Origin of the sequence: Streptomyces sp. NPDC048295 (assembly GCF_040652135.1) — a bacterium.
GTDB lineage: Bacteria > Actinomycetota > Actinomycetes > Streptomycetales > Streptomycetaceae > Streptomyces.
Window position 1 is genome coordinate 110150 of sequence record NZ_JBEZLL010000006.1, and the last position, 19410, is coordinate 129559.

Annotated in this window: 20 protein-coding genes; 7 read left to right on the forward strand and 13 right to left on the reverse strand. The window is 69.7% G+C overall.

Features of this window, described 5'->3' with window-relative positions; all coding sequences use genetic code 11:
* Positions 1 to 4 precede the first annotated feature (4 nt).
* Positions 5 to 892, forward strand: a complete 888-nt coding sequence (locus AB0D53_RS10980; RefSeq protein WP_362443309.1) for a winged helix-turn-helix transcriptional regulator — start codon at positions 5 to 7, stop codon at positions 890 to 892.
* 60 nt (positions 893 to 952) lie between these two features.
* Here the strand turns inward: AB0D53_RS10980 and AB0D53_RS10985 are convergent, their stop codons facing one another.
* Entirely contained in the window at positions 953 to 1489 is a 537-nt protein-coding gene (locus tag AB0D53_RS10985) for a TetR family transcriptional regulator (RefSeq protein ID WP_362443312.1), read from the reverse strand.
* On the reverse strand, positions 1489 to 1809 hold the full coding sequence (locus AB0D53_RS10990) for a multidrug efflux SMR transporter (RefSeq protein ID WP_124718537.1): 321 nt from the start codon (positions 1807 to 1809) through the stop codon (positions 1489 to 1491). Before AB0D53_RS10990 ends, AB0D53_RS10985 begins: the two co-directional genes overlap by 1 nt.
* 219 nt (positions 1810 to 2028) lie before the next feature.
* On the opposite strand from AB0D53_RS10990, the gene AB0D53_RS10995 reads away from it, so the two are divergent.
* Positions 2029 to 3024 carry a hypothetical protein gene (locus AB0D53_RS10995; RefSeq protein WP_362443315.1) on the forward strand — a complete coding sequence of 332 codons (996 nt, stop codon included), beginning with the start codon at positions 2029 to 2031 and terminating at the stop codon, positions 3022 to 3024.
* Between the two features lie 105 nt (positions 3025 to 3129).
* On the opposite strand, the gene AB0D53_RS11000 is transcribed toward AB0D53_RS10995, so the two are convergent.
* The 9 genes from AB0D53_RS11000 to AB0D53_RS11040 all read right to left on the reverse strand — a co-directional run bounded on the left by AB0D53_RS11000 (position 3130) and on the right by AB0D53_RS11040 (position 11255).
* Positions 3130 to 4524 (reverse strand): DUF3616 domain-containing protein, encoded by a 1395-nt coding sequence (locus tag AB0D53_RS11000; RefSeq protein WP_362443318.1) that lies wholly within the window; start codon positions 4522 to 4524, stop codon positions 3130 to 3132.
* A gap of 173 nt (positions 4525 to 4697) precedes the next feature.
* Positions 4698 to 5036 (reverse strand): metal-sulfur cluster assembly factor, encoded by a 339-nt coding sequence (locus tag AB0D53_RS11005; protein WP_093539690.1) that lies wholly within the window; start codon positions 5034 to 5036, stop codon positions 4698 to 4700.
* On the reverse strand, positions 5033 to 5488 hold the full coding sequence (gene sufU / locus AB0D53_RS11010) for a Fe-S cluster assembly sulfur transfer protein SufU (protein ID WP_072483050.1): 456 nt from the start codon (positions 5486 to 5488) through the stop codon (positions 5033 to 5035). Before sufU ends, AB0D53_RS11005 begins: the two co-directional genes overlap by 4 nt.
* A 25-nt stretch (positions 5489 to 5513) precedes the next feature.
* Entirely contained in the window at positions 5514 to 6770 is a 1257-nt protein-coding gene (locus AB0D53_RS11015; protein ID WP_266420966.1) for a cysteine desulfurase, read from the reverse strand.
* Positions 6767 to 7531, reverse strand: a complete 765-nt coding sequence (gene sufC / locus AB0D53_RS11020; RefSeq protein ID WP_266736468.1) for a Fe-S cluster assembly ATPase SufC — start codon at positions 7529 to 7531, stop codon at positions 6767 to 6769. The genes AB0D53_RS11015 and sufC overlap by 4 nt, the downstream gene beginning before the upstream one ends.
* Before the next feature lie 7 nt (positions 7532 to 7538).
* On the reverse strand, positions 7539 to 7856 hold the full coding sequence (locus tag AB0D53_RS11025) for a bifunctional 3-phenylpropionate/cinnamic acid dioxygenase ferredoxin subunit (protein ID WP_072483053.1): 318 nt from the start codon (positions 7854 to 7856) through the stop codon (positions 7539 to 7541).
* On the reverse strand, positions 7856 to 9037 hold the full coding sequence (sufD, locus tag AB0D53_RS11030) for a Fe-S cluster assembly protein SufD (protein WP_362443323.1): 1182 nt from the start codon (positions 9035 to 9037) through the stop codon (positions 7856 to 7858). The genes AB0D53_RS11025 and sufD overlap by 1 nt, the downstream gene beginning before the upstream one ends.
* 59 nt (positions 9038 to 9096) lie before the next feature.
* On the reverse strand, positions 9097 to 10518 hold the full coding sequence (gene sufB / locus AB0D53_RS11035) for a Fe-S cluster assembly protein SufB (protein ID WP_362443326.1): 1422 nt from the start codon (positions 10516 to 10518) through the stop codon (positions 9097 to 9099).
* Complete coding sequence (locus tag AB0D53_RS11040; protein ID WP_362443329.1) at positions 10515 to 11255, reverse strand: metalloregulator ArsR/SmtB family transcription factor; 741 nt, start codon at positions 11253 to 11255, stop codon at positions 10515 to 10517. Before AB0D53_RS11040 ends, sufB begins: the two co-directional genes overlap by 4 nt.
* A gap of 159 nt (positions 11256 to 11414) precedes the next feature.
* Between AB0D53_RS11040 and AB0D53_RS11045 the strand changes: the two genes are divergently transcribed.
* From AB0D53_RS11045 to AB0D53_RS11055, 3 genes are all read left to right on the forward strand, one after another.
* Positions 11415 to 12395, forward strand: coding sequence for an ABC transporter ATP-binding protein (locus tag AB0D53_RS11045; protein WP_362443332.1), 981 nt, complete (start codon positions 11415 to 11417; stop codon positions 12393 to 12395).
* Positions 12392 to 13159, forward strand: coding sequence for an ABC transporter permease (locus AB0D53_RS11050; protein ID WP_362443335.1), 768 nt, complete (start codon positions 12392 to 12394; stop codon positions 13157 to 13159). The genes AB0D53_RS11045 and AB0D53_RS11050 overlap by 4 nt, the downstream gene beginning before the upstream one ends.
* A gap of 76 nt (positions 13160 to 13235) precedes the next feature.
* Positions 13236 to 14249 (forward strand): COX15/CtaA family protein, encoded by a 1014-nt coding sequence (locus AB0D53_RS11055; protein ID WP_362443338.1) that lies wholly within the window; start codon positions 13236 to 13238, stop codon positions 14247 to 14249.
* 99 nt (positions 14250 to 14348) lie between these two features.
* On the opposite strand, the gene AB0D53_RS11060 is transcribed toward AB0D53_RS11055, so the two are convergent.
* Complete coding sequence (locus AB0D53_RS11060) at positions 14349 to 14705, reverse strand: hypothetical protein (protein ID WP_362443341.1); 357 nt, start codon at positions 14703 to 14705, stop codon at positions 14349 to 14351.
* Between the two features lie 108 nt (positions 14706 to 14813).
* A complete protein-coding gene (locus AB0D53_RS11065) occupies positions 14814 to 15767 on the reverse strand; it encodes a heme o synthase (RefSeq protein WP_362443344.1) in 954 nt (317 codons plus the stop codon).
* Positions 15768 to 16164: 397 nt separating this feature from the next.
* Between AB0D53_RS11065 and tkt the strand changes: the two genes are divergently transcribed.
* Both tkt and tal read left to right on the forward strand, forming a co-directional pair.
* Complete coding sequence (gene tkt, locus AB0D53_RS11070; protein ID WP_362443347.1) at positions 16165 to 18252, forward strand: transketolase; 2088 nt, start codon at positions 16165 to 16167, stop codon at positions 18250 to 18252.
* 34 nt (positions 18253 to 18286) lie between these two features.
* On the forward strand, positions 18287 to 19405 hold the full coding sequence (gene tal / locus AB0D53_RS11075) for a transaldolase (RefSeq protein WP_362443350.1): 1119 nt from the start codon (positions 18287 to 18289) through the stop codon (positions 19403 to 19405).
* Positions 19406 to 19410: the final 5 nt, after the last annotated feature.

Consider the following 19410-nt stretch of genomic DNA (forward strand, 5'->3'; position numbering starts at 1 on the left):
GCCCATGCCCCAGCGCACCAGCCTGGCCGACGCCGACTGCGCGATCGCCCAGGCGCTCGACGTCGTGGGCGACTGGTGGACCCTGCTGATCGTGCGGGACACGGCGCGCGGGGTACACCGCTTCGACGCGCTCCAGCAGGAGCTGGGTGTGTCCCGCAAGGTGCTGACCGAGCGGCTGCGGCTGCTGGTCGACGCGGGGGTGCTCTCCCGGGAGCCGTACCAGGACCGGCCGCCCCGGTACGAGTACCGGCTCACCCCGCGCGGCCGCGCGCTGCTGCCCGTACTGATCGCGCTCCAGGACTGGGGCGACACCTGGGTGCTGGGGGAAGGGGACATGATGGCGACGGCCGCGGAGACCTCGAAGGAGGCGGCCCGGGTGCACGCCCTGGTGGGCACGCGCCTGCCCGCGCTGCGACTGCTGGACCACGACGGCGGGTCGCGCGACCCGGTCGCCGGCACCCCGTACACCGTCCTGTACTTCTTCCCCGGCGCCTACGCCCGCCGGGACGCCTATCCGCCGGGCTGGGCCGAGATCCCGGGCGCGAGCGGCTGCACGCTCGAATCCTGCACGTACCGCGACCAGCTGGCCGAGTTCACGGCGGCCGGCGCGACCGTGCACGGGGTCTCCACCCAGCGTCCGGACGAGCAGCGGGCCTTCGCGGACGCGGAGCGGCTGCGGTTCCCGCTGCTGTCCGACGCCGAGCTGGAACTGACGGCGGCGCTGCGCCTGCCGACCTTCCGGGCGGGGGGAACCAGCCGGATGAAGCGGCTGACGCTGGTGGTGGACCGCGACCGGACGGTCCGCGAGGCGCTGTACCCGATCACGGACATCGAGGAGAGCGTCCGGGCGGCGCTGGCGGCGGTACGGAGCGGCGGTACGTCCGGGGAATGAGGGACGCCCTGGAAACAAGAAACGCCCGGGGACGGGGCGCCCACCCCGGAGTGGGTGCCGTCACCGGGCGATCCGCCCCAGCATCTCGCGCGCGTACGCCTCGTCGTACTCGCCGCCGGTGAGCAGCACCTGCAGACAGATCCCGTCCATGAGCGCGATCAGCGCCCGCGCCGTTGCCGGATCGGTCCGTCGGGACAGCAGCTCGGCGGTGCCGTCGGTCCACTCGGCGGCGACGGGGCGCAGCGCGGGCCTGCGCAGCGCGGCGAGATACAGCTCGTACTCCAGCTCGGCCCGTCCGCGCCCGCCGGAGAAGTACGCACCCAGCAGCCCGGCCAGTTCCCCGGCGAGGTCGGCGTCCGGGTCGGCCAGCGCCTCGCTCTCCCGCATGACCTCGGCGAAGTTCTCGTTCGAGCGGCGCAGCGCGGCGGTCAACAGCTCGTCCAGCGAGGCGAAGTGATACGTCGTCGAGCCGAGCGGCACATCGGCCTCGGCCGCGACGGAGCGGTGGCTCAGCCCCGCGATGCCCCTGGCGCCGACCACCCTGATCGCGGCGTCGATGATGCGGTCGCGCCGCTCGGGGTCGTAGCGGCGCGCCATCAGTGGGCCCCGCCCAGATTCAGCACCACCACTCCGGCGATGACCAGCGCTATGCCCGCCAGCTTGACCGGGCTGCCGGACTCGCCCATGAAGAGGATGCCGATGGCGGCGACCGCCGCGGTGCCGATCCCGGCCCAGATGGCATAGGCGGTGCCCACCGACAGTGTCTTCAGCGTCTGGGCGAGCAGCCCGAAGGCCACGAGGTATCCCGCGACGGTGATCAGCGAGGGCCAGAGCCGGGTGAAGCCCTCGCTGTACTTCATGGCCGTCGTACCGGCCACCTCCGCCGCGATCGCCGCGGCCAGCAGTCCGTATCCCATGTGTACGAGTGTACGCATCGCCGCCCGCACGGAAAGCACGGCGGATTCCGGGCGGCCGGGACGTTACGGTGTCCCGACCGGCAGCACACCAGTACGACGAGAGACGACGGAGCGACAGTGGCGCAGGACGCAGGGTGGGGCGGAGCACCGTACGGAGGACCCCCGGGGTGGGGGGCCTGGGCGCCACCGCCGAAGCCCGGGGTGATACCGCTGACGCCCTTGAGGCTCGGCGACATACTCGGCGGCGCCTTCAGCACGCTGGGGCGCTACTGGAAGCAGTTGTTCGGCATGGGCGCCGTCGTGTTCGGCGGGGCGCTGGCGATCATGGTCGTCACGGTCGTGATCGCGTACTCCGCGGTGAGCGGCCATCTGCACACGGTCTTCTCGCTCAGCGCCGACGAGGACCCGCCTGCCTCCGACGTGATTCCGCTCGTGGTCGCTCTCGGCATCGTCTGCCTGCTCGCGGTGATCGTCTTCTCGGTCGCGACGGCCATGATGTACGCGACCGTGCCCACCGTGCTCCAGGAGGCGGTGCTGGGCAGGCCGACCACCTTCTCCGCCGTCTGTCGCCGGGCCTGGTCGCGTGTTCCGACGGTGATCGGGACGGTGATCCTGACCTATCTGATCGCGTTGATCCCGATGGTGCTGATGGTGGCCGGGTTCTTCGCGCTCATGATCGGCTCGATCACCCTGGCGCACGACACCGGCACCGTCCTGTGGGTCGTGCTCGGCTTCGTGGGCGCCTTCGCCACGGCCCCGCTCGCGATCTGGCTCTGCGTGAAGTTCTGTCTGGCACCCTCGGCCGCGGTGTTCGAGGGACAGTCCGCAGTGGCCTCCCTGCGCCGCTCGGCGCAGCTGGTGCGCGGCGACTGGTGGCGGATCTTCGGGACGGGTCTGCTGGCCCTGATCCTGGCCTCCGTGGCGAGCTACATCGTCCAGATCCCGTTCTCGTTCCTCGGCATGTTCTCCGGCATCATCGGCGGGACGACGCTGGACGAGGACCCCAACCCCACCGCGATCGTCTTCGCCATGAGCGGCTACATGGTGATCATGGCCCTGGGACAGCTGGTCAGCCAGTTCATCACGGCGGTCTTCCCGCCGCTGGTGACCGGCCTGCTCTACGTCGACCGGCGCATGCGCACGGAGAACCTGGGCCCGGCCCTTGCCGAGGCGGCGGGCGTACCCGCGCAGCCCGGCCCGCAGTACGGCTTCTAGGGCGGGCCGCGCGGATACACCCGCGTCCGGCTCCGAAGGGAACGGCCGTGCCCACCGGTTCGCCCGGCGGGCACGGCCGTTCGCATCGCGGATCCGGCCGGCCCGTCAGCCTCCGACGGTGAACCAGACGGCCCGCGACTTCTTCCACTCGGCGTGGTCGAGGTCCTTCGCCTCGGTGCCGTCCCCGTACAGATCCGCCGATCCGGCATCCGTGATCAGCTGCGCCCGGGCGCCCGGAACCGTCAGGTCCGGGACGTCCACGACGGCCTCCCAGCCGCCCGGGTCCGCCGTCGGGAGTTCGGCCCGCTCGACCGGCGCGTGCGAGGCGACGCCGTCCCAGGTGTAGAGGGCGTACGGATCGGAGTTGTCGTCGGCCGCCCAGGAACCGGCCACGATCAGATACTGGTCGGCGTCGTTCTTCCGGATGTCCCGGATGCTGAGCCCGCCGAGGTCCAGCTCGATCGGCGCGCCCATGACCGCCTTCGCCCCGCTGCCGGCCACCTTGTCGAAGTTGGTGACGGGCACGATCAGGGCCTTGCCGCCCGCCTTCGGCGGTACCAGAGGTGCCCGGAAGCCGAGGTACGCGGTGGTCTTCGAGCCGGGCGCGAACTCCAGGCCCTCGATGTTGAACCCGTCGATCTGCTTGGGCGCTTCACCGTCCGCCGTCCCCGCGGCGAAGCCGAGCCGGTCGCCGTTCGCCTTGTCCCAGGCGACGAGGTCGTCGCGGAGCTTCTTGTACGAGCCGCCCACCGTCAGCTGCGTGGCGGCGCCCGACCCGGTCACCTTCGTGGTGAAGACGGTGTTGCGGGGCGACTTGTACTCACCGTCCTTGTTGTTGCCCAGCGAACCGGTCCAGTAGATGGTGTCGCCGGCCCGGGCCGCGCCCTCGATGTCGATCTCCTTCGACACCCCGAGCTCCGAACCGACGTCCCAGCTCCTGACCGGCCCACCGGACGCGGAACGGTCGTACAGGCGCAGCGTGTTGGACTCGTCGTCGGCCACGACCACGTACCCGCCACCGACGTCCACGGCGGCCGAGGAGTCCGAGGAACCGGTGAGATAACGCGTGTCGGCGGCGTTCTGGACGGCGGCGGAGGCGGCGTAGTGCAGTGTCCTGGTGGCGGTCTTGCCGCCGAGTCCGGTGACCTTGACCGTGAGGTCGGTGTAGCCGCGCCCGTGCGCGGCGACCGTGAGCTTCCGGGTCCCGCCGCTCCCCGTCACGGTCACATCGCCGGTCCCTGCGACGGAGGGCTTGGAGCTGGCGGACGCCGCCACGCCGAGCTCGGCCGCATCGGCCCCGCTCTGCGCGACGGTGACGGTCACCGCGGGGTCACCGCTCGCGCCGACGGCGCCGGAGAGGTAGGAGACCGAGAGCCCGATCGTCGGCGTTCCGTAACTCGCGGCGTGCGCGGGGGCGTTGATCCCCAGGGCGGCCAGCAGGAGAACGCCGCCCGCGGCGGCGGCCGCCCTTCGGCCGGGGAGCGAAGACTGATGCAGCACGGCATGCCTCTCGTCGGCGTGGGTGTCGCGGGTAGGTTCCGCTACCCGTGCCAACGAGGGGCACACATCATGAGTACGGCGGGCGAAACAACGACGAAAAACGGCCCCCGGCGCGGAGCCGGGAGCCGTTCGTCGTCAGTGGTGGGCCAGCGGCCCGCCCGGAGGATCGAGGCTCAGACGTTGAAGCCCAGGGCACGCAGCTGCTCGCGCCCGTCGTCCGTGATCTTGTCCGGGCCCCACGGCGGCATCCAGACCCAGTTGATCCGCAGCTCGTTGACGATGCCGTCGGTCGCCGACTTCGCCTGGTCCTCGATGACATCGGTCAGCGGACAGGCCGCGGACGTCAGCGTCATGTCGAGGGTGGCGATATTGGCGTCGTCGATGTGGATGCCGTAGATCAGGCCCAGGTTGACGACGTCGATGCCCAGTTCGGGGTCGACCACGTCGTACAGCGCCTCGCGGACCTCCTCCTCGGAGGCCGGCTTGGTGGTCAGAGTCTCGTTGTCGCTCATGCCGTCTTCCCTTCGGACAGCGCTTTCGCCGTCGCGTCCTTCCACGCCATCCAGCTCAGCAGCGCGCACTTCACCCGGGCCGGGTACTTCGAGACGCCGGCGAACGCGACCGCGTCCTCCAGCACCTCCTCCATCGCGTCGTCGGGCTCCAGCTGGCCCTTCGACTGCATCAGCTCCAGGAAGGTCTCCTGGATCTTCTGCGCCTGGCCCAGCTCCTTGCCGACCAGGAGGTCGTTCAGCACGGAGGCGCTGGCCTGGCTGATGGAGCAGCCCTGACCCTCGTACGACACATCGGCGATGGTCTCGCCGTCGTACTTCACCCGGAGAGTGATCTCGTCGCCGCACGTCGGGTTGACGTGGTGCACCTCGGCGTCGCCGTCCCGCAGGCCGCGCCCGTGGGGGTGCTTGTAGTGGTCCAGGATCACTTCCTGGTACATGGAATCAAGCTTCACCAGTCAACCCTCAGCCGCTCGCCCATTATCCGAAAAAGTTCCGTACGTGCTCCAGACCGTCCACCAGGGCGTCGACCTCGGCGGGGGTGGAGTACAGATAGAACGACGCTCGCGTGGTCGCAGGAATTCCGTACCGCAGGCAGACCGGCCGTGCACAGTGGTGTCCGACCCGGACGGCGATGCCCTGCTCGTCGAGCACCTGGCCCACGTCGTGCGGGTGGATGTCACCGAGCGTGAAGGAGATCGTGGCGCCGCGGTCCTCGGCCGTCGCCGGACCGATGATCCTGAGATCCGGGACCTCCAGGAGCCGCTTCACCGCGTACTCGGTGATCGCGTGCTCGTGCCGGTAGATCTTCTCCATGCCGATCGCCGAGAGGTAGTCCACGGCCGCGCCGAGGCCGACGGCCTGGGCGATCGGGGGCGTACCGGCCTCGAACTTGTGCGGCGCGGGGGCGTACGTCGACGAGTGCATCGAAACGGTCTCGATCATCTCGCCGCCACCGAGGAACGGCGGCAGGTCCTCCAGGAGCTCCTGCCGCCCCCAGAGCACGCCGATGCCGGTCGGCCCGACCATCTTGTGACCGGTGAAGGCCACGAAGTCGGCCTGCAGCGCCTGCACGTCGAGCACCATGTGCGGGGCGGCCTGCGAGGCGTCGATGCAGACCAGCGCGCCGACCTGCTGGGCCCGGCGGATGATCTTCTCGACCGGGTTGATCGTGCCCATGATGTTGGAGACCAGGGTGAAGGAGACGATCTTCGTCTTCTCCGTGATGATCTCCTCGATGTTGGACAGGTCGAGGCGGCCGTCGTCGGTGATGCCGAACCACTTCAGCTTCGCGCCCGTGCGCTGCGAGAGCAGCTGCCACGGCACGATGTTGGAGTGGTGCTCCATCTCCGTGGTGACGATCTCGGTGTCGTGGTCCACCCGGTAGGGCTCGTCGGCCCAGCCGAGCATGTTGGCCACGAGGTTGAGCGACTCGGAGGCGTTCTTGGTGAAGATCACCTCGTCGCGGCTGGGCGCGTTGATGAACGCGGCGACCTTGTCACGGGCGCCTTCGTACAGCGCCGTGGCCTCCTCCGCGATCGTGTACACGCCGCGGTGCACATTGGCGTTGTGCCGCTCGTAGTACTCGTTGAGGGCGTCGAGCACCTGGCGCGGCTTCTGCGAGGTCGCAGCGCTGTCCAGGTAAACGATCTTCTTCCCGTCGTGGACCGTCCGATCCAGCAGGGGGAAGTCCTTGCGGATCGCCTCGGTGTCGAGGAGGCCCGGCAGCTGTGTCACGCGGAAGCGCCACCCTTCACATAAGCCTCGTAGCCCTCGTTCTCCAGCTTGTCGGCGAGCTCGGCGCCGCCGGACTCGGCAATGCGGCCGTTGGCGAAGACGTGCACGAAGTCGGGCTTGATGTAGCGGAGGATCCGCGTGTAGTGCGTGATCAGCAGGGTGCCGACCTCGCCGGTCTCGCGGACCCGGTTGACGCCCTCGGAGACGATGCGCAGGGCGTCGACGTCCAGACCGGAGTCGGTCTCGTCGAGGATCGCGACCTTCGGCTTGAGGAGCTCCAGCTGGAGGATCTCGTGGCGCTTCTTCTCACCGCCGGAGAAGCCCTCGTTGACGTTGCGCTCGGCGAACGCCGGGTCCATCTGGAGCCGGCCCATCGTCTCCTTGACCTCCTTCACCCAGGTGCGCAGCTTGGGCGCCTCGCCGCGGACGGCGGTGGCGGAGGTGCGGAGGAAGTTGGAGACCGAGACACCGGGGATCTCGACCGGGTACTGCATCGCGAGGAACAGGCCGGCGCGGGCCCGCTCGTCGACGGTCATCTCCAGGACGTCCTCGCCGTCCAGGGTCACCGAACCGCTGGTGATCGTGTACTTGGGGTGACCCGCGAGGGAGTACGCGAGGGTGGACTTGCCGGACCCGTTGGGGCCCATGATGGCGTGGGTCTCGCCCTGCTTCACGGTCAGGTCGACGCCCTTGAGGATCTCCTTCGTGGCGTTGTCGGCCTCGACGGAGACGTGCAGGTCGCGGATTTCAAGCGTTGCCATGGGTGACTCAGGACTCCTGGGTGACGGAGACGAGCACATCGTCCCCTTCGATCTTGACGGGGTATACGGGGACGGGGCGCGTCGCGGGAAGGCCGGACGGCTTGCCGGTGCGCAGGTCGAAGCTGGAACCGTGCAGCCAGCACTCGATCATGCAGTCCTCGACCTCTCCCTCGGACAGTGAGACGTTCGCGTGCGAGCAGATGTCGTTGATCGCGTACACCTCGCCCTCGGTACGGACGACGGACACCGGGACGCCGTCGAGCTCCACCCGCTTCGGGGTGTCGTCCTCCAGCTCACTCAGCGCGCAGGCTTTGACGAAGGCCATCAGACGGATGCCTTCAGCTCGGCCTCGATCTTCTCCAGCAGCCGCGCCTCGACGTCCGGCAGACCGATCTGCTGGACGAGCTCGGCGAAGAAGCCCCGCACGACGAGCCGGCGAGCCTCCTCGGCGTCGATACCGCGGGACATCAGGTAGAAGAGCTGCTCGTCGTCGAACCGGCCGGTCGCGGAGGCGTGACCGGCGCCGACGATCTCGCCGGTCTCGATCTCCAGGTTCGGCACGGAGTCGACCCGCGCGCCGTCCGTGAGGACGAGGTTGCGGTTCATCTCGTAGGTGTCGGTGCCCTCGGCCCTGGCCTGGATGAGGACGTCACCGATCCACACGGCGTGTGCGCCGTCGCCCTGGAGCGCGCCCTTGTAGGCGGCGTTGGACTTGCAGTGCGGGGTGTTGTGGTCGACCAGGAGGCGGTGCTCCTGGTGCTGGCCCTTGTCGGTGAAGTACAGGCCGAAGAGCTCGGCCTCGCCGCCGGTGCCCGCGTAGGCGACGCGCGGGTGGAGGCGGACGAGGTCGCCGCCGAAGGTGACGACGATCGACTTGAACGAGGCGTCCCGGCCGACCAGCGCGTTGTGCTGGCCGACGTGGACCGCGTTCTCGTCCCAGTCCTGCACGGAGACGACGGTGAGCTTCGCGCCGTCACCGAGGACGTAGTCCACGTTGGCGGCGAGCACCGCGTCACCGGTGTGGTCGATGACGACGACGGCCTCGGCGAAGGCACCCAGTTCGACGACCTGGTGGCCGTAGGCCACGCCGCCCTCGCCGTGCACCGCGATGCGGATCGGCTCGGTGAGCACGGCCTCCTTGGCGACCGTGACGACGGACGCCTGCTCGAAGGCCGTGTACGCCTGGGCGGCGACGCGGTCCACCGGGGTGCCGGCCCTGCCCAGCCGGGAGTCGTCGCGGCCGACGGTCTCGACCGTGACGCCCTCGGGGGCCTCGATCGCGACCTTCACGGCGCCGCCGGTGGCGACGGCCGTGCCGTCGTGCAGTCCGCGCAGCCGCTCCAGCGGGGTGAACCGCCACTCCTCCTCGCGGCCGTGCGGGACCGGGAAGTCCGCGACATCGAACGACGGGGGGGCGCTCATGCGCGTGGCGACGGTCGACTCGGCGGCCACCGCGATGGACCCGGTGGTGGTGGAACCCGCCGGAATGTTCTGAGCCTCAGCCATGGCTGTCGTAGTGCTCGCTTTCTCTGTCAGTGGTCGGGGAATCCGGTCGTCAGGCTGCGCTAGCCGACCGAACCCTCCATCTGCAGCTCGATCAGCCGGTTGAGCTCGAGGGCGTACTCCATCGGCAGCTCCTTCGCGATCGGCTCGACGAAGCCGCGCACGATCATCGCCATCGCCTCGAACTCCGTCAGACCGCGGCTCATCAGGTAGAAGAGCTGGTCCTCGGAGACCTTGGAGACGGTCGCCTCGTGCCCCATCGACACGTCGTCCTCGCGGACGTCGACGTAGGGGTAGGTGTCGGAGCGCGAGATCGTGTCGACCAGCAGCGCGTCACAGAGCACGTTGGACTTCGCGCCCGGCGCGCCCTCGCCGATCTCGATCAGACCGCGGTAGGAGGTGCGGCCGCCGCCCCGCGCCACCGACTTGGAGACGATGTTGGAGGAGGTGTTCGGTGCCATGTGGACCATCTTGGCGCCGGCGTCCTGGTGCTGGCCCTCGCCCGCGAAGGCGATGGACAGGGTCTCGCCCTTGGCGTGCTCGCCCATCAGGTAGACGGCGGGGTACTTCATGGTGACCTTGGAGCCGATGTTGCCGTCGACCCACTCCATGGTCGCGCCCTCGTAGGCCACGGCGCGCTTGGTGACCAGGTTGTAGACGTTGTTCGACCAGTTCTGGATCGTCGTGTAGCGGCAGCGGCCGCCCTTCTTCACGATGATCTCGACGACCGCGGAGTGCAGCGAGTCGGAGGAGTAGATCGGGGCGGTGCAGCCCTCGACGTAGTGGACGTAGGCGTCCTCGTCGACGATGATCAGCGTCCGCTCGAACTGGCCCATGTTCTCCGTGTTGATACGGAAGTAGGCCTGGAGCGGGATGTCGACGTGGACACCCTTGGGCACGTAGATGAACGAGCCGCCGGACCACACGGCCGAGTTCAGCGAGGCGAACTTGTTGTCGCCGACCGGGATGACGGTGCCGAAGTACTCCTTGAAGAGCTCCGGGTGCTCCTTCAGCGCGGTGTCGGTGTCGAGGAAGATGACGCCCTGCTCCTCCAGGTCCTCACGGATCTGGTGGTAGACGACCTCGGACTCGTACTGCGCGGCGACACCGGCGACCAGGCGCTGCTTCTCCGCCTCCGGGATGCCGAGCTTGTCGTAGGTGTTCTTGATGTCCTCGGGAAGGTCCTCCCAGGACTCCGCCTGCTTCTCCGTGGACCGGACGAAGTACTTGATGTTGTCGAAGTCGATGCCCGACAGGTCGGAGCCCCAGTTCGGCATGGGCTTCTTGTCGAACAGCTTCAGGCCCTTGAGGCGCAGCTTCAGCATCCACTCGGGCTCGTTCTTCTTCGCAGAGATGTCGCGGACGACATCCTCGGAGAGCCCGCGCTTGGCCGCGGCGCCTGCCGCGTCGGAGTCGGCCCAGCCGAATTCGTACGTGCCCAGACCCTCGAGCTCAGGGTGGGCAGTCTCCGTGGGGAGCGTCATGCGGGGTTCCTCCCGGCCGTGCTTGCAGATGCTGAATTGGTGGTCTGTGGTGCTGAGTGGCCGCTGCGCGGAATGTACGTCGTGCACACACCGTCGCCGTGGGCGATGGTGGCCAGACGCTGCACATGCGTCCCGAGGAGGCTGGAGAAGAACTCCGTCTCCGCCTCGCACAGCTGCGGGTACTGCTCGGCGACATGGGCGACCGGGCAGTGGTGCTGGCAGAGCTGCTCGCCCTGCTGCGGACCGGGCGCGCTACGCGCCGTAGCAGCGTACCCGTCGGCGGACAAGGCCTTGGCCAACGCCTCGGTGCGGGCCTCGGGGTCCGCGGCCTCGACCGCCGTGCGGTACGCCTCGGACTCGGCCGCGATCCTCGCGCGGGCGAAAGCGGTGACCGCCTCCTCGCCCGCGGTCTCGGCGATCCAGCGCAGGGCGTCCGCCGCGAGCTTGTCGTAGGACTGATCGAAGGCGTCCCGTCCGCAGTCGGTGAGGGCGAACACCTTGGCCGGCCGGCCACGGGTCCGTGCTCCGTAGACCCGCTGCTCACGGGCCTCGACGACGCTGTCGGACGCCAGCGCGTCGAGGTGGCGGCGGACCGCGGCCTGGGTCAGGCCGAGGCGCTTCGCCAGCTCGGCGACGGTGGACGGGCCGTGGTCCAGGATGGAGCGCGCGACCCGATTGCGCGTCGAACGCTCTCCGGTCGCGAGTTCCTCCTGCGGAGCCTCGCCGACGTATTTCACAACGCCATTGTTGCGTAATTCATCCGGCCCTGACAACCACGGTCCGAAACGATCTATGGTGCCATTCATCACTTAGGGTTACCTAATTCGACCCCGGGAGACGGGTTCGTTCCGCCCCGGGAGACGGGTTCGTTCCGCCCTTGCCTAGACTTACCGGCCATGAAGAGCGAGCCCGCCCTCCCGGCGCCCGGGCGCCGCCCCGCATCGGGGCACTCCGCGCCGCACCCGGCCGTCGAGGTCCGCGGCCTCGTGAAGCGGTACGGCCGCAAGACCGCTGTGGACGGCCTCGATCTGTGCGTGCGCACCGGCACCGTCACCGCCGTCCTCGGCCCCAACGGCGCCGGCAAGACCACCACCGTCGAGACCTGCGAGGGTTACCGCCGCCCGGACGCCGGGACGGTACGGGTCCTCGGCCTCGACCCGGTCGCCGACGCGGCGAAGCTCCGCCCCCGGATCGGCGTGATGCTCCAGTCGGGTGGCGTCTACTCCGGGGCGCGCGCCGACGAGATGCTCCGCCACACGGCGAAGCTCCACGCCCATCCGCTGGACGTCGACACCCTGATCGAACGCCTCGGCCTCGGCAGCTGCGGCCGTACGGCCTACCGGCGGCTCTCCGGCGGCCAGCAGCAGCGGCTCGCCCTGGCGATGGCCGTCGTCGGCCGCCCCGAACTGGTCTTCCTCGACGAGCCGACCGCCGGCCTCGACCCGCAGGCCCGCCGCTCCACCTGGGAGCTCGTGCGCGAGCTGCGCGCCGACGGGGTCTCCGTGGTCCTCACCACGCACTTCATGGACGAGGCCGAGGAGCTCGCCGACGACGTCGCCGTCATCGACGCGGGCAAGGTCATCGCCCAGGGCAGCCCCGAGACGCTCTGCCGGGGCGGCGCCGAGAACACCCTGCGCTTCACCGGCCGCCCCGGTCTCGACATCGGCTCGCTGCTGAAGGCACTGCCCGACGGCTCCGAGGCGGCCGAGACGGTCCCGGGCGCGTACCGCATCTCCGGTGACGTCAACCCGGAACTGCTGGCCACCGTCACCTCCTGGTGCGCCCAGCACGGAGTGATGCCGTCGGGCATCTCCGTGGAGCGGCACACCCTGGAGGACGTCTTCCTGGAACTGACCGGCAAGGAGCTGCGCGCATGAGCGCCGGTACGTACACCCCGCGCCCGGGCGCCGCCCCGCTGGGCCGCATGATCACCGCGCAGACCGCCCTGGAGACGCGGATGCTGCTGCGCAACGGCGAGCAGCTGCTGCTGACCGTGATCATCCCGACGCTGCTGCTGGTGCTGTTCAGCGCGGTCGACATCGTGGACACCGGCGCGGGCGAGTCCGTCGACTTCCTGACTCCCGGCATCCTCGCGCTGGCAGTGATGTCCACGGCCTTCACGGGCCAGGCCATCGCCACCGGTTTCGAGCGGCGCTACGGGGTACTCAAGCGGCTCGGCGCCTCGCCGCTGCCGCGGTGGGCGCTGATGACCGCGAAGACCCTCGCGGTGCTGGTCACCGAGGTGTTGCAGGTGGTGCTGCTCACGGTGATCGCCTTCGCGCTGGGCTGGTCGCCGCACGGCAACCCCTTCGCCGTCCTGCTGCTGCTCGTGCTCGGCACGGCGGCCTTCTCCGGGCTGGGGCTGCTGATGGCCGGGACGCTCAAGGCGGAGGCGACGCTCGCCGCGGCCAACCTGGTCTTTCTGCTGCTGCTGGTCGGCGGCGGGGTCATCGTGCCGCTGGACAAGTTCCCGGACGCGGTGCAGTCGGTGCTCGGGCTGCTGCCGATCGCCGCCCTGTCCGACGGTCTGCGCGAGGTGCTCCAGCACGGTGCCTCGATGCCGTGGGGCGATCTCGGCATCCTGGCGGTGTGGGCGGTCCTGGGCCTGGGCGCCGCGGCGAGGTTCTTCCGCTGGGAGTGAGGCGGCGAACGCGCTCCGTCGACGATTCGGGGTAACTCGTCCCCCTCGTGAAAGCTTGCACAAGCCGCCGCCTACGATGGTGCGCGTGCCCAAGCTGACCCGAGCCGAAGTCGCTCAAGCCGCGCGGAACCCGCTCCTGTACATCGCCGAGCGATGGACCCCCTCCCCCCGTACGGTCCGCCGTGCGGCCATGTCGGCCGTCGTCATGGCCGTGGTCATCGTCGTGACCGGTGGCGCGGTGCGGCTGACCGGATCCGGCCTCGGCTGCCCGACCTGGCCCAAGTGCACCGACGAGAGCCTCACGGCGACGAGCGAGATGGGCTTCCACGGCGCCATCGAGTTCGGTAACCGGATGCTGACGTACGTCCTGTGCGCGGCCGTCGGCTGGGCGATCATCGCCGCGCGGTCCGCCAAGCCCTGGCGGCGCAGCCTGACGAAGCTCGGCTGGGTGCAGTTCTGGGTGGTCATGGGCAACGCCGTGCTCGGCGGCATCGTGGTGCTGGTCGGCCTCAACCCGTACACCGTCGCGGCGCACTTCCTGCTCTCCACGGCCCTGATCACCGTCGCGATGGTGACCTGGCAGCGGGTCCGCGAGGGCGACGGGGCGCCCCGGCCGCTGGTCGGCAAGGCGGTCTCCCAGCTGACCTGGCTGCTCGCGGTCGCCGCGGGACTGCTGATCGCGGTCGGCACGGTGGTCACGGGTGCCGGACGGCACGCGGGCGACTCCAGCGATGTGCACCGCATCCCGATCGACTGGAAGTCGATCTCGCAGCTGCACGCCGATCTGGCCTGGGTCGTGGTGGCGCTGACCGTCGCGCTCTGGTTCGTGCTGAAGGCCGTCGACGCGCCGGCCGGCCCGCTGCACCGCGCCCGCGACCTCTTCCTGGTGCTGCTGGGGCAGGGCGTGATCGGGTACGTGCAGTACTTCACCGACACGCCGGAGATCCTGGTCGGCCTGCACATGCTGGGCTCGTGCCTGGTGTGGATCGCGGTCGTGCGGGTGGTCCTGTCGCTGCGTGAGCGCCCCGTGGCCGCGGCCGCGGTGCCCGGCCCCGCGGCCGAGCAGCCGGAGCCCGCGGCGGCGGGCTGACCGCCTGCCGCCTCCTGCGCACATACGTACGCCGATCGCCGGACGGGTTCCTTGTCGGAACCCTCCGGCGATCGGCGTGTGCGGGGAAACCGTGCGGGCTCAGGCCCGGTCGGAGGGGCCGCCGATCTGGATGCCGGCCATCCGCGTCCACTCGTACGGGCCGGTGCGGACCTTCGCGGCGAACTCCCCGTCGAAGGACTCGTGCATCGTGATCCCGGCCTTCCGGGTGGCGCTCTCGGCGATCTCGTACGAGGGTGCGACCAGATCGCCCCAGCCGCCGTCCTCGCCCACCAGCACGATGCGGGCGCCCCGCTGCCCGATGTAGGAGAGCTGTCCCTCCGCGCCGCCGTGCGCCTTGGAGAAGGCGCCGATCTCCTTGGCGAGCTTCGCCGCCCTGCGCTCCGCGCGGGCCGCCTGCTTGCCGCTCTCCACCTGGGTCTCTGCCGTCTCAGCCATACTCAGGATGCTACCGACGGGTAGCCCGACGCGCGACGGGCAGGGTACGTGGCTTGGGCCACGCACCCCGCCCGTCGGCAGGAATCGTCAGCAGGGACCGGCAGCGGTCTACCTCAGGAAGGGGTCGACCGCCACGGCCACGAAGAGCAGCGAGACATAGGTGATGGACCAGTGGAACAGCCGCATCTCCTTGAGCTTCGCGCCGGTCACACCGGCCTTGGCCCGGTTCTGCAGGCCGTGCGCCTCCCAGAGCCAGAACCCGCCGGTCGCCAGCGCCACCGCCGTGTAGAACCAGCCGGTGTAGCCCAGCGGCGTCAGCAGCAGCGACACGGCCACCATCACCCAGCTGTAGACGACGATCTGGCGGGCCACCACCCGGTTGGACGCGACGACCGGAAGCATCGGGACACCGACCCGGGCGTAGTCCTCCTTCACCTTCATGGAGAGCGGCCAGTAGTGCGGCGGCGTCCAGAAGAAGATGACGGCGAAGAGGATCACCGCGGCCCAGGACATCGAGTTCGTCACGGCCGACCAGCCGATGAGGACCGGCATGCAGCCCGCGATGCCGCCCCAGACGATGTTCTGCGAGGTACGACGCTTGAGCAGCATCGTGTAGACGACGACGTAGAACAGCAGCGCGCCGAGCGAAAGCGCAGCCGAGAGCCAGTTCACCAGCAGGCCGAACCAGACCGTCGAGATCGCCGCGAGTGCGAAACCGAAGGCCAGGCACTCGCGCGGGCTCACCATGCCGGTGACCAGCGGGCGCTGCGACGTACGGTCCATCAGGGCGTCGATGTCGCGGTCGATGTACATGTTCAGCGCGTTGGCACCGCCGGCGGAGAGATATCCGCCGATGGTGGTGGTGACCACGAGCCACAGGTCGGGTACACCCTGCGCGGCGAGGAACATCACCGGAACGGTGGTGATCAGCAACAGCTCGATGATCCGCGGCTTGGTCAGCGCCACGAAAGCCTTGACACGGGCCCCGAACGGGCGATGGCCCCCTGGGCTGGGAGTCAAGGCGACCCCTGCGGGTCGGGACTCGACGGCCGTCACGCACACCCCTGACAGAGAAATCCCAGCAAGCTCCGGGCGTGAGGGCCCGGTAAAGACTTGCGCGAACCAGACCACTGTAGACGTTGGGGACAGGCCGATCTTCGCGGGGGTGGGTCGTGTTGGAGCGGCGCGGGAGCAGCGCCCCTGAGCAGGGGGGTCCCGCCCGGCGGAGCGGAACGGAAGGAGCGGGGCGCGCCCACCGGAGAGGCCCATAAGTAAGGAGAAGCGCTCATCGGAGTGGCGCAGAAGTGAGCCGTCGCGCTCATACGGGAGGCGAACTCAGCAGGCCGCCTGCACCCTGGAAAGCAGCGGAAAATGCTTGTTCCGGCGGGGGTAGGCTCGACAACGCCCGGTGCGGTCACAGTCACCGGTTTACAACAGTGGAGAGGAGCCCTGACTCAGGGTGAGCACCAAGCCGACCACCACAGATCTCCAGTGGACCGAATTGGACCAGCGGGCCGTGGACACTGTCCGTGTCCTTGCAGCGGACGCCGTACAGAAGGTCGGAAACGGCCACCCTGGTACGGCCATGAGCCTCGCTCCCGCCGCGTACACCCTCTTCCAGAAGGTGATGCGCCACGACCCCGCCGACGCGGACTGGGCCGGCCGCGACCGGTTCGTGCTGTCGGCCGGTCACACCAGCCTGACGCTCTACATCCAGCTCTACCTGGCCGGGTACGGCCTGGAGCTCGATGACCTCAAGGCCTTCCGCACCTGGGGCTCGAAGACCCCCGGCCACCCGGAGTACGGCCACACCACCGGCGTCGAGACGACCACCGGCCCGCTGGGCCAGGGTGTCGCCAACGCGGTGGGCATGGCGATGGCCGCCCGTTACGAGCGCGGCCTGTTCGACCCGGACGCGGCCCCCGGCACCTCCCCCTTCGACCACATGGTCTGGGCCGTCGCCGGTGACGGCTGCCTCCAGGAGGGCATCTCCGCGGAGGCGTCCTCGCTGGCCGGCCACCAGAAGCTGGGCAACCTGGTCCTGCTCTGGGACGACAACCACATCTCCATCGAGGGCGACACGGAGACCGCGGTCTCCGAGGACACCCTGAAGCGGTACGAGGCCTACGGCTGGCACGTCCAGCGCGTCGAGCAGCTGCCCGACGGCGACCTGGACCCGGCAGGGCTGTACCGCGCGCTCCAGGCCGCCAAGGCCGAGACCGGGCGCCCGTCGTTCATCGCGGCCCGCTCGATCATCGCGTGGCCCGCGCCGCACGCCCAGAACACCGAGGCCTCGCACGGCTCGGCGCTCGGGGACGAAGAGGTCGCCGCCACGAAGAGGGTGCTCGGCTTCGACCCGGAGAAGACCTTCGAGGTCGCCGACGAGGTCATCGCCCACACCCGTGAGGCGCTGGACCGCGGCCGCGAGGCCCGGGGCGAGTGGGAGAAGTCCTTCGCCGCGTGGCGCACCGCCAACCCGGAGCGCGCCGCCGAGTTCGACCGGATCTCCGCCGGCGAGCTGCCCGCGGGCTGGGAGGACAGGCTTCCGGTCTTCGAACCGGGCAAGGGTGTCGCCACCCGTGCCGCCTCCGGCAAGGTGCTCCAGGCGCTCGGCGAGATCATCCCCGAGCTGTGGGGCGGCTCCGCCGACCTCGCGGGCTCGAACAACACCACGATCGACAAGACCTCGTCGTTCCTCCCGGTGGGCAACCCGCTGCCGGGCGCGGACCCGTACGGCCGCACGATCCACTTCGGCATCCGCGAGCACGCCATGGCCGCGGCCATGAACGGCATCGCGCTGCACGGCAACACCCGTATCTACGGCGGCACCTTCCTGGTGTTCTCCGACTACATGCGCAACGCCGTGCGCCTGGCCGCGCTGATGCACCTGCCGGTGACGTACGTGTGGACGCACGACTCGATCGGTCTCGGCGAGGACGGCCCGACCCACCAGCCGGTGGAGCACCTGGCCTCGCTGCGCGCCATCCCGGGCCTGAACATCGTCCGCCCGGCCGACGCCAACGAGACCTCCATCGCCTGGCGCGAGATCCTGCGCCGCTACACCAAGGTGTTCGGCAAGGGCGCCCCGCACGGTCTGGCGCTGACCCGCCAGGGCGTTCCGACGTACGAGGCGAACGAGGACGCGGCCAAGGGCGGCTACGTGCTCTTCGAGGCCGAGGGCGGCGAGGCCCAGGTCCTCCTCATCGGCACCGGCTCCGAGGTGCACCTCGCGGTCGAGGCGCGCGAGGAGCTGCAGGCGGCCGGCATCCCGACCCGGGTGGTCTCGATGCCGTCGGTCGAGTGGTTCGAGGAGCAGGACCAGGCATACAAGGACAGCGTCCTGCCGCCGTCCGTGAAGGCGCGCGTCGCCGTGGAGGCCGGCATCGGTCTGACCTGGTACCGCTACGTCGGCGACGCCGGCCGGATCGTCTCGCTGGAGCACTTCGGTGCCTCGGCGGACGCCAAGGTCCTCTTCCGCGAGTTCGGCTTCACCGGCGAGCACGTCGCCGCCGCCGCGCGGGAATCTCTCGCCGCAGCCACGCGCTGACGCCGTTATACGACTAGTAGGAGATGCAATTCTCATGACAGACGCACTCAAGCGCCTCTCCGACGAGGGCGTGGCGATCTGGCTCGATGACCTGTCGCGCAAGCGGATCACCTCGGGCAATCTCGCCGAGCTGATCGACCAGCAGCACGTCGTGGGCGTCACCACCAACCCGTCGATCTTCCAGAAGGCGATCTCGCACGGCGACGGATACGAGCAGCAGCTCACCGACCTCGCCACCCGCAAGGTCACCGTCGACGAGGCCATCCGCATGATCACGACGGCCGACGTACGGGACGCGGCGGACATCCTGCGTCCGGTCTTCGACGCCACGGACGGCCAGGACGGCCGGGTCTCCATCGAGGTCGACCCGCGTCTGGCCCACCGCACCGCGGCCACCGTCGCCGAGGCCAAGCAGCTGGCCTGGCTGGTGGACCGGCCCAACACGCTCATCAAGATCCCGGCGACGAAGGCCGGTCTCCCGGCGATCACCGAGGTCATCGGCAAGGGCATCAGCGTCAACGTCACGCTGATCTTCTCGCTGGAGCGCTACCGCGAGGTCATGGACGCCTACCTGGCGGGCCTGGAGAAGGCCAAGGCCGCGGGCCTGGACCTCTCGCTGATCCACTCGGTGGCCTCGTTCTTCGTGTCCCGCGTGGACACCGAGATCGACAAGCGCCTCGACACCGTGGGTACCGACGAGGCCAAGGCCCTCAAGGGCAAGGCCGCGCTCGCCAACGCCCGGCTCGCCTACGAGGCGTACGAAGAGGTCTTCGGCTCGGAGCGCTGGGCAGCCCTGGACAAGGCGCAGGCCAACAAGCAGCGTCCGCTGTGGGCCTCGACCGGCGTCAAGGACCCCGCGTACAAGGACACCCTGTACGTGGACGACCTGGTCGCCCCCGGCACGGTGAACACCATGCCCGAGGCCACCCTGGACGCCACCGCCGACCACGGGCGGATCACCGGCAACACGATCGCCGGCACCTACGAGCAGTCCCGCGCCGAGCTCGACGCCGTGGCGAAGCTCGGGATCTCCTACGACGACGTCGTCCAGCTCCTCGAGGACGAGGGCGTCGAGAAGTTCGAGGCGGCCTGGATCGACCTGCTCAACTCGACCGAGGCGGAGCTCAAGCGCCTCGCCCCTTCGGAGGGCTGACCACC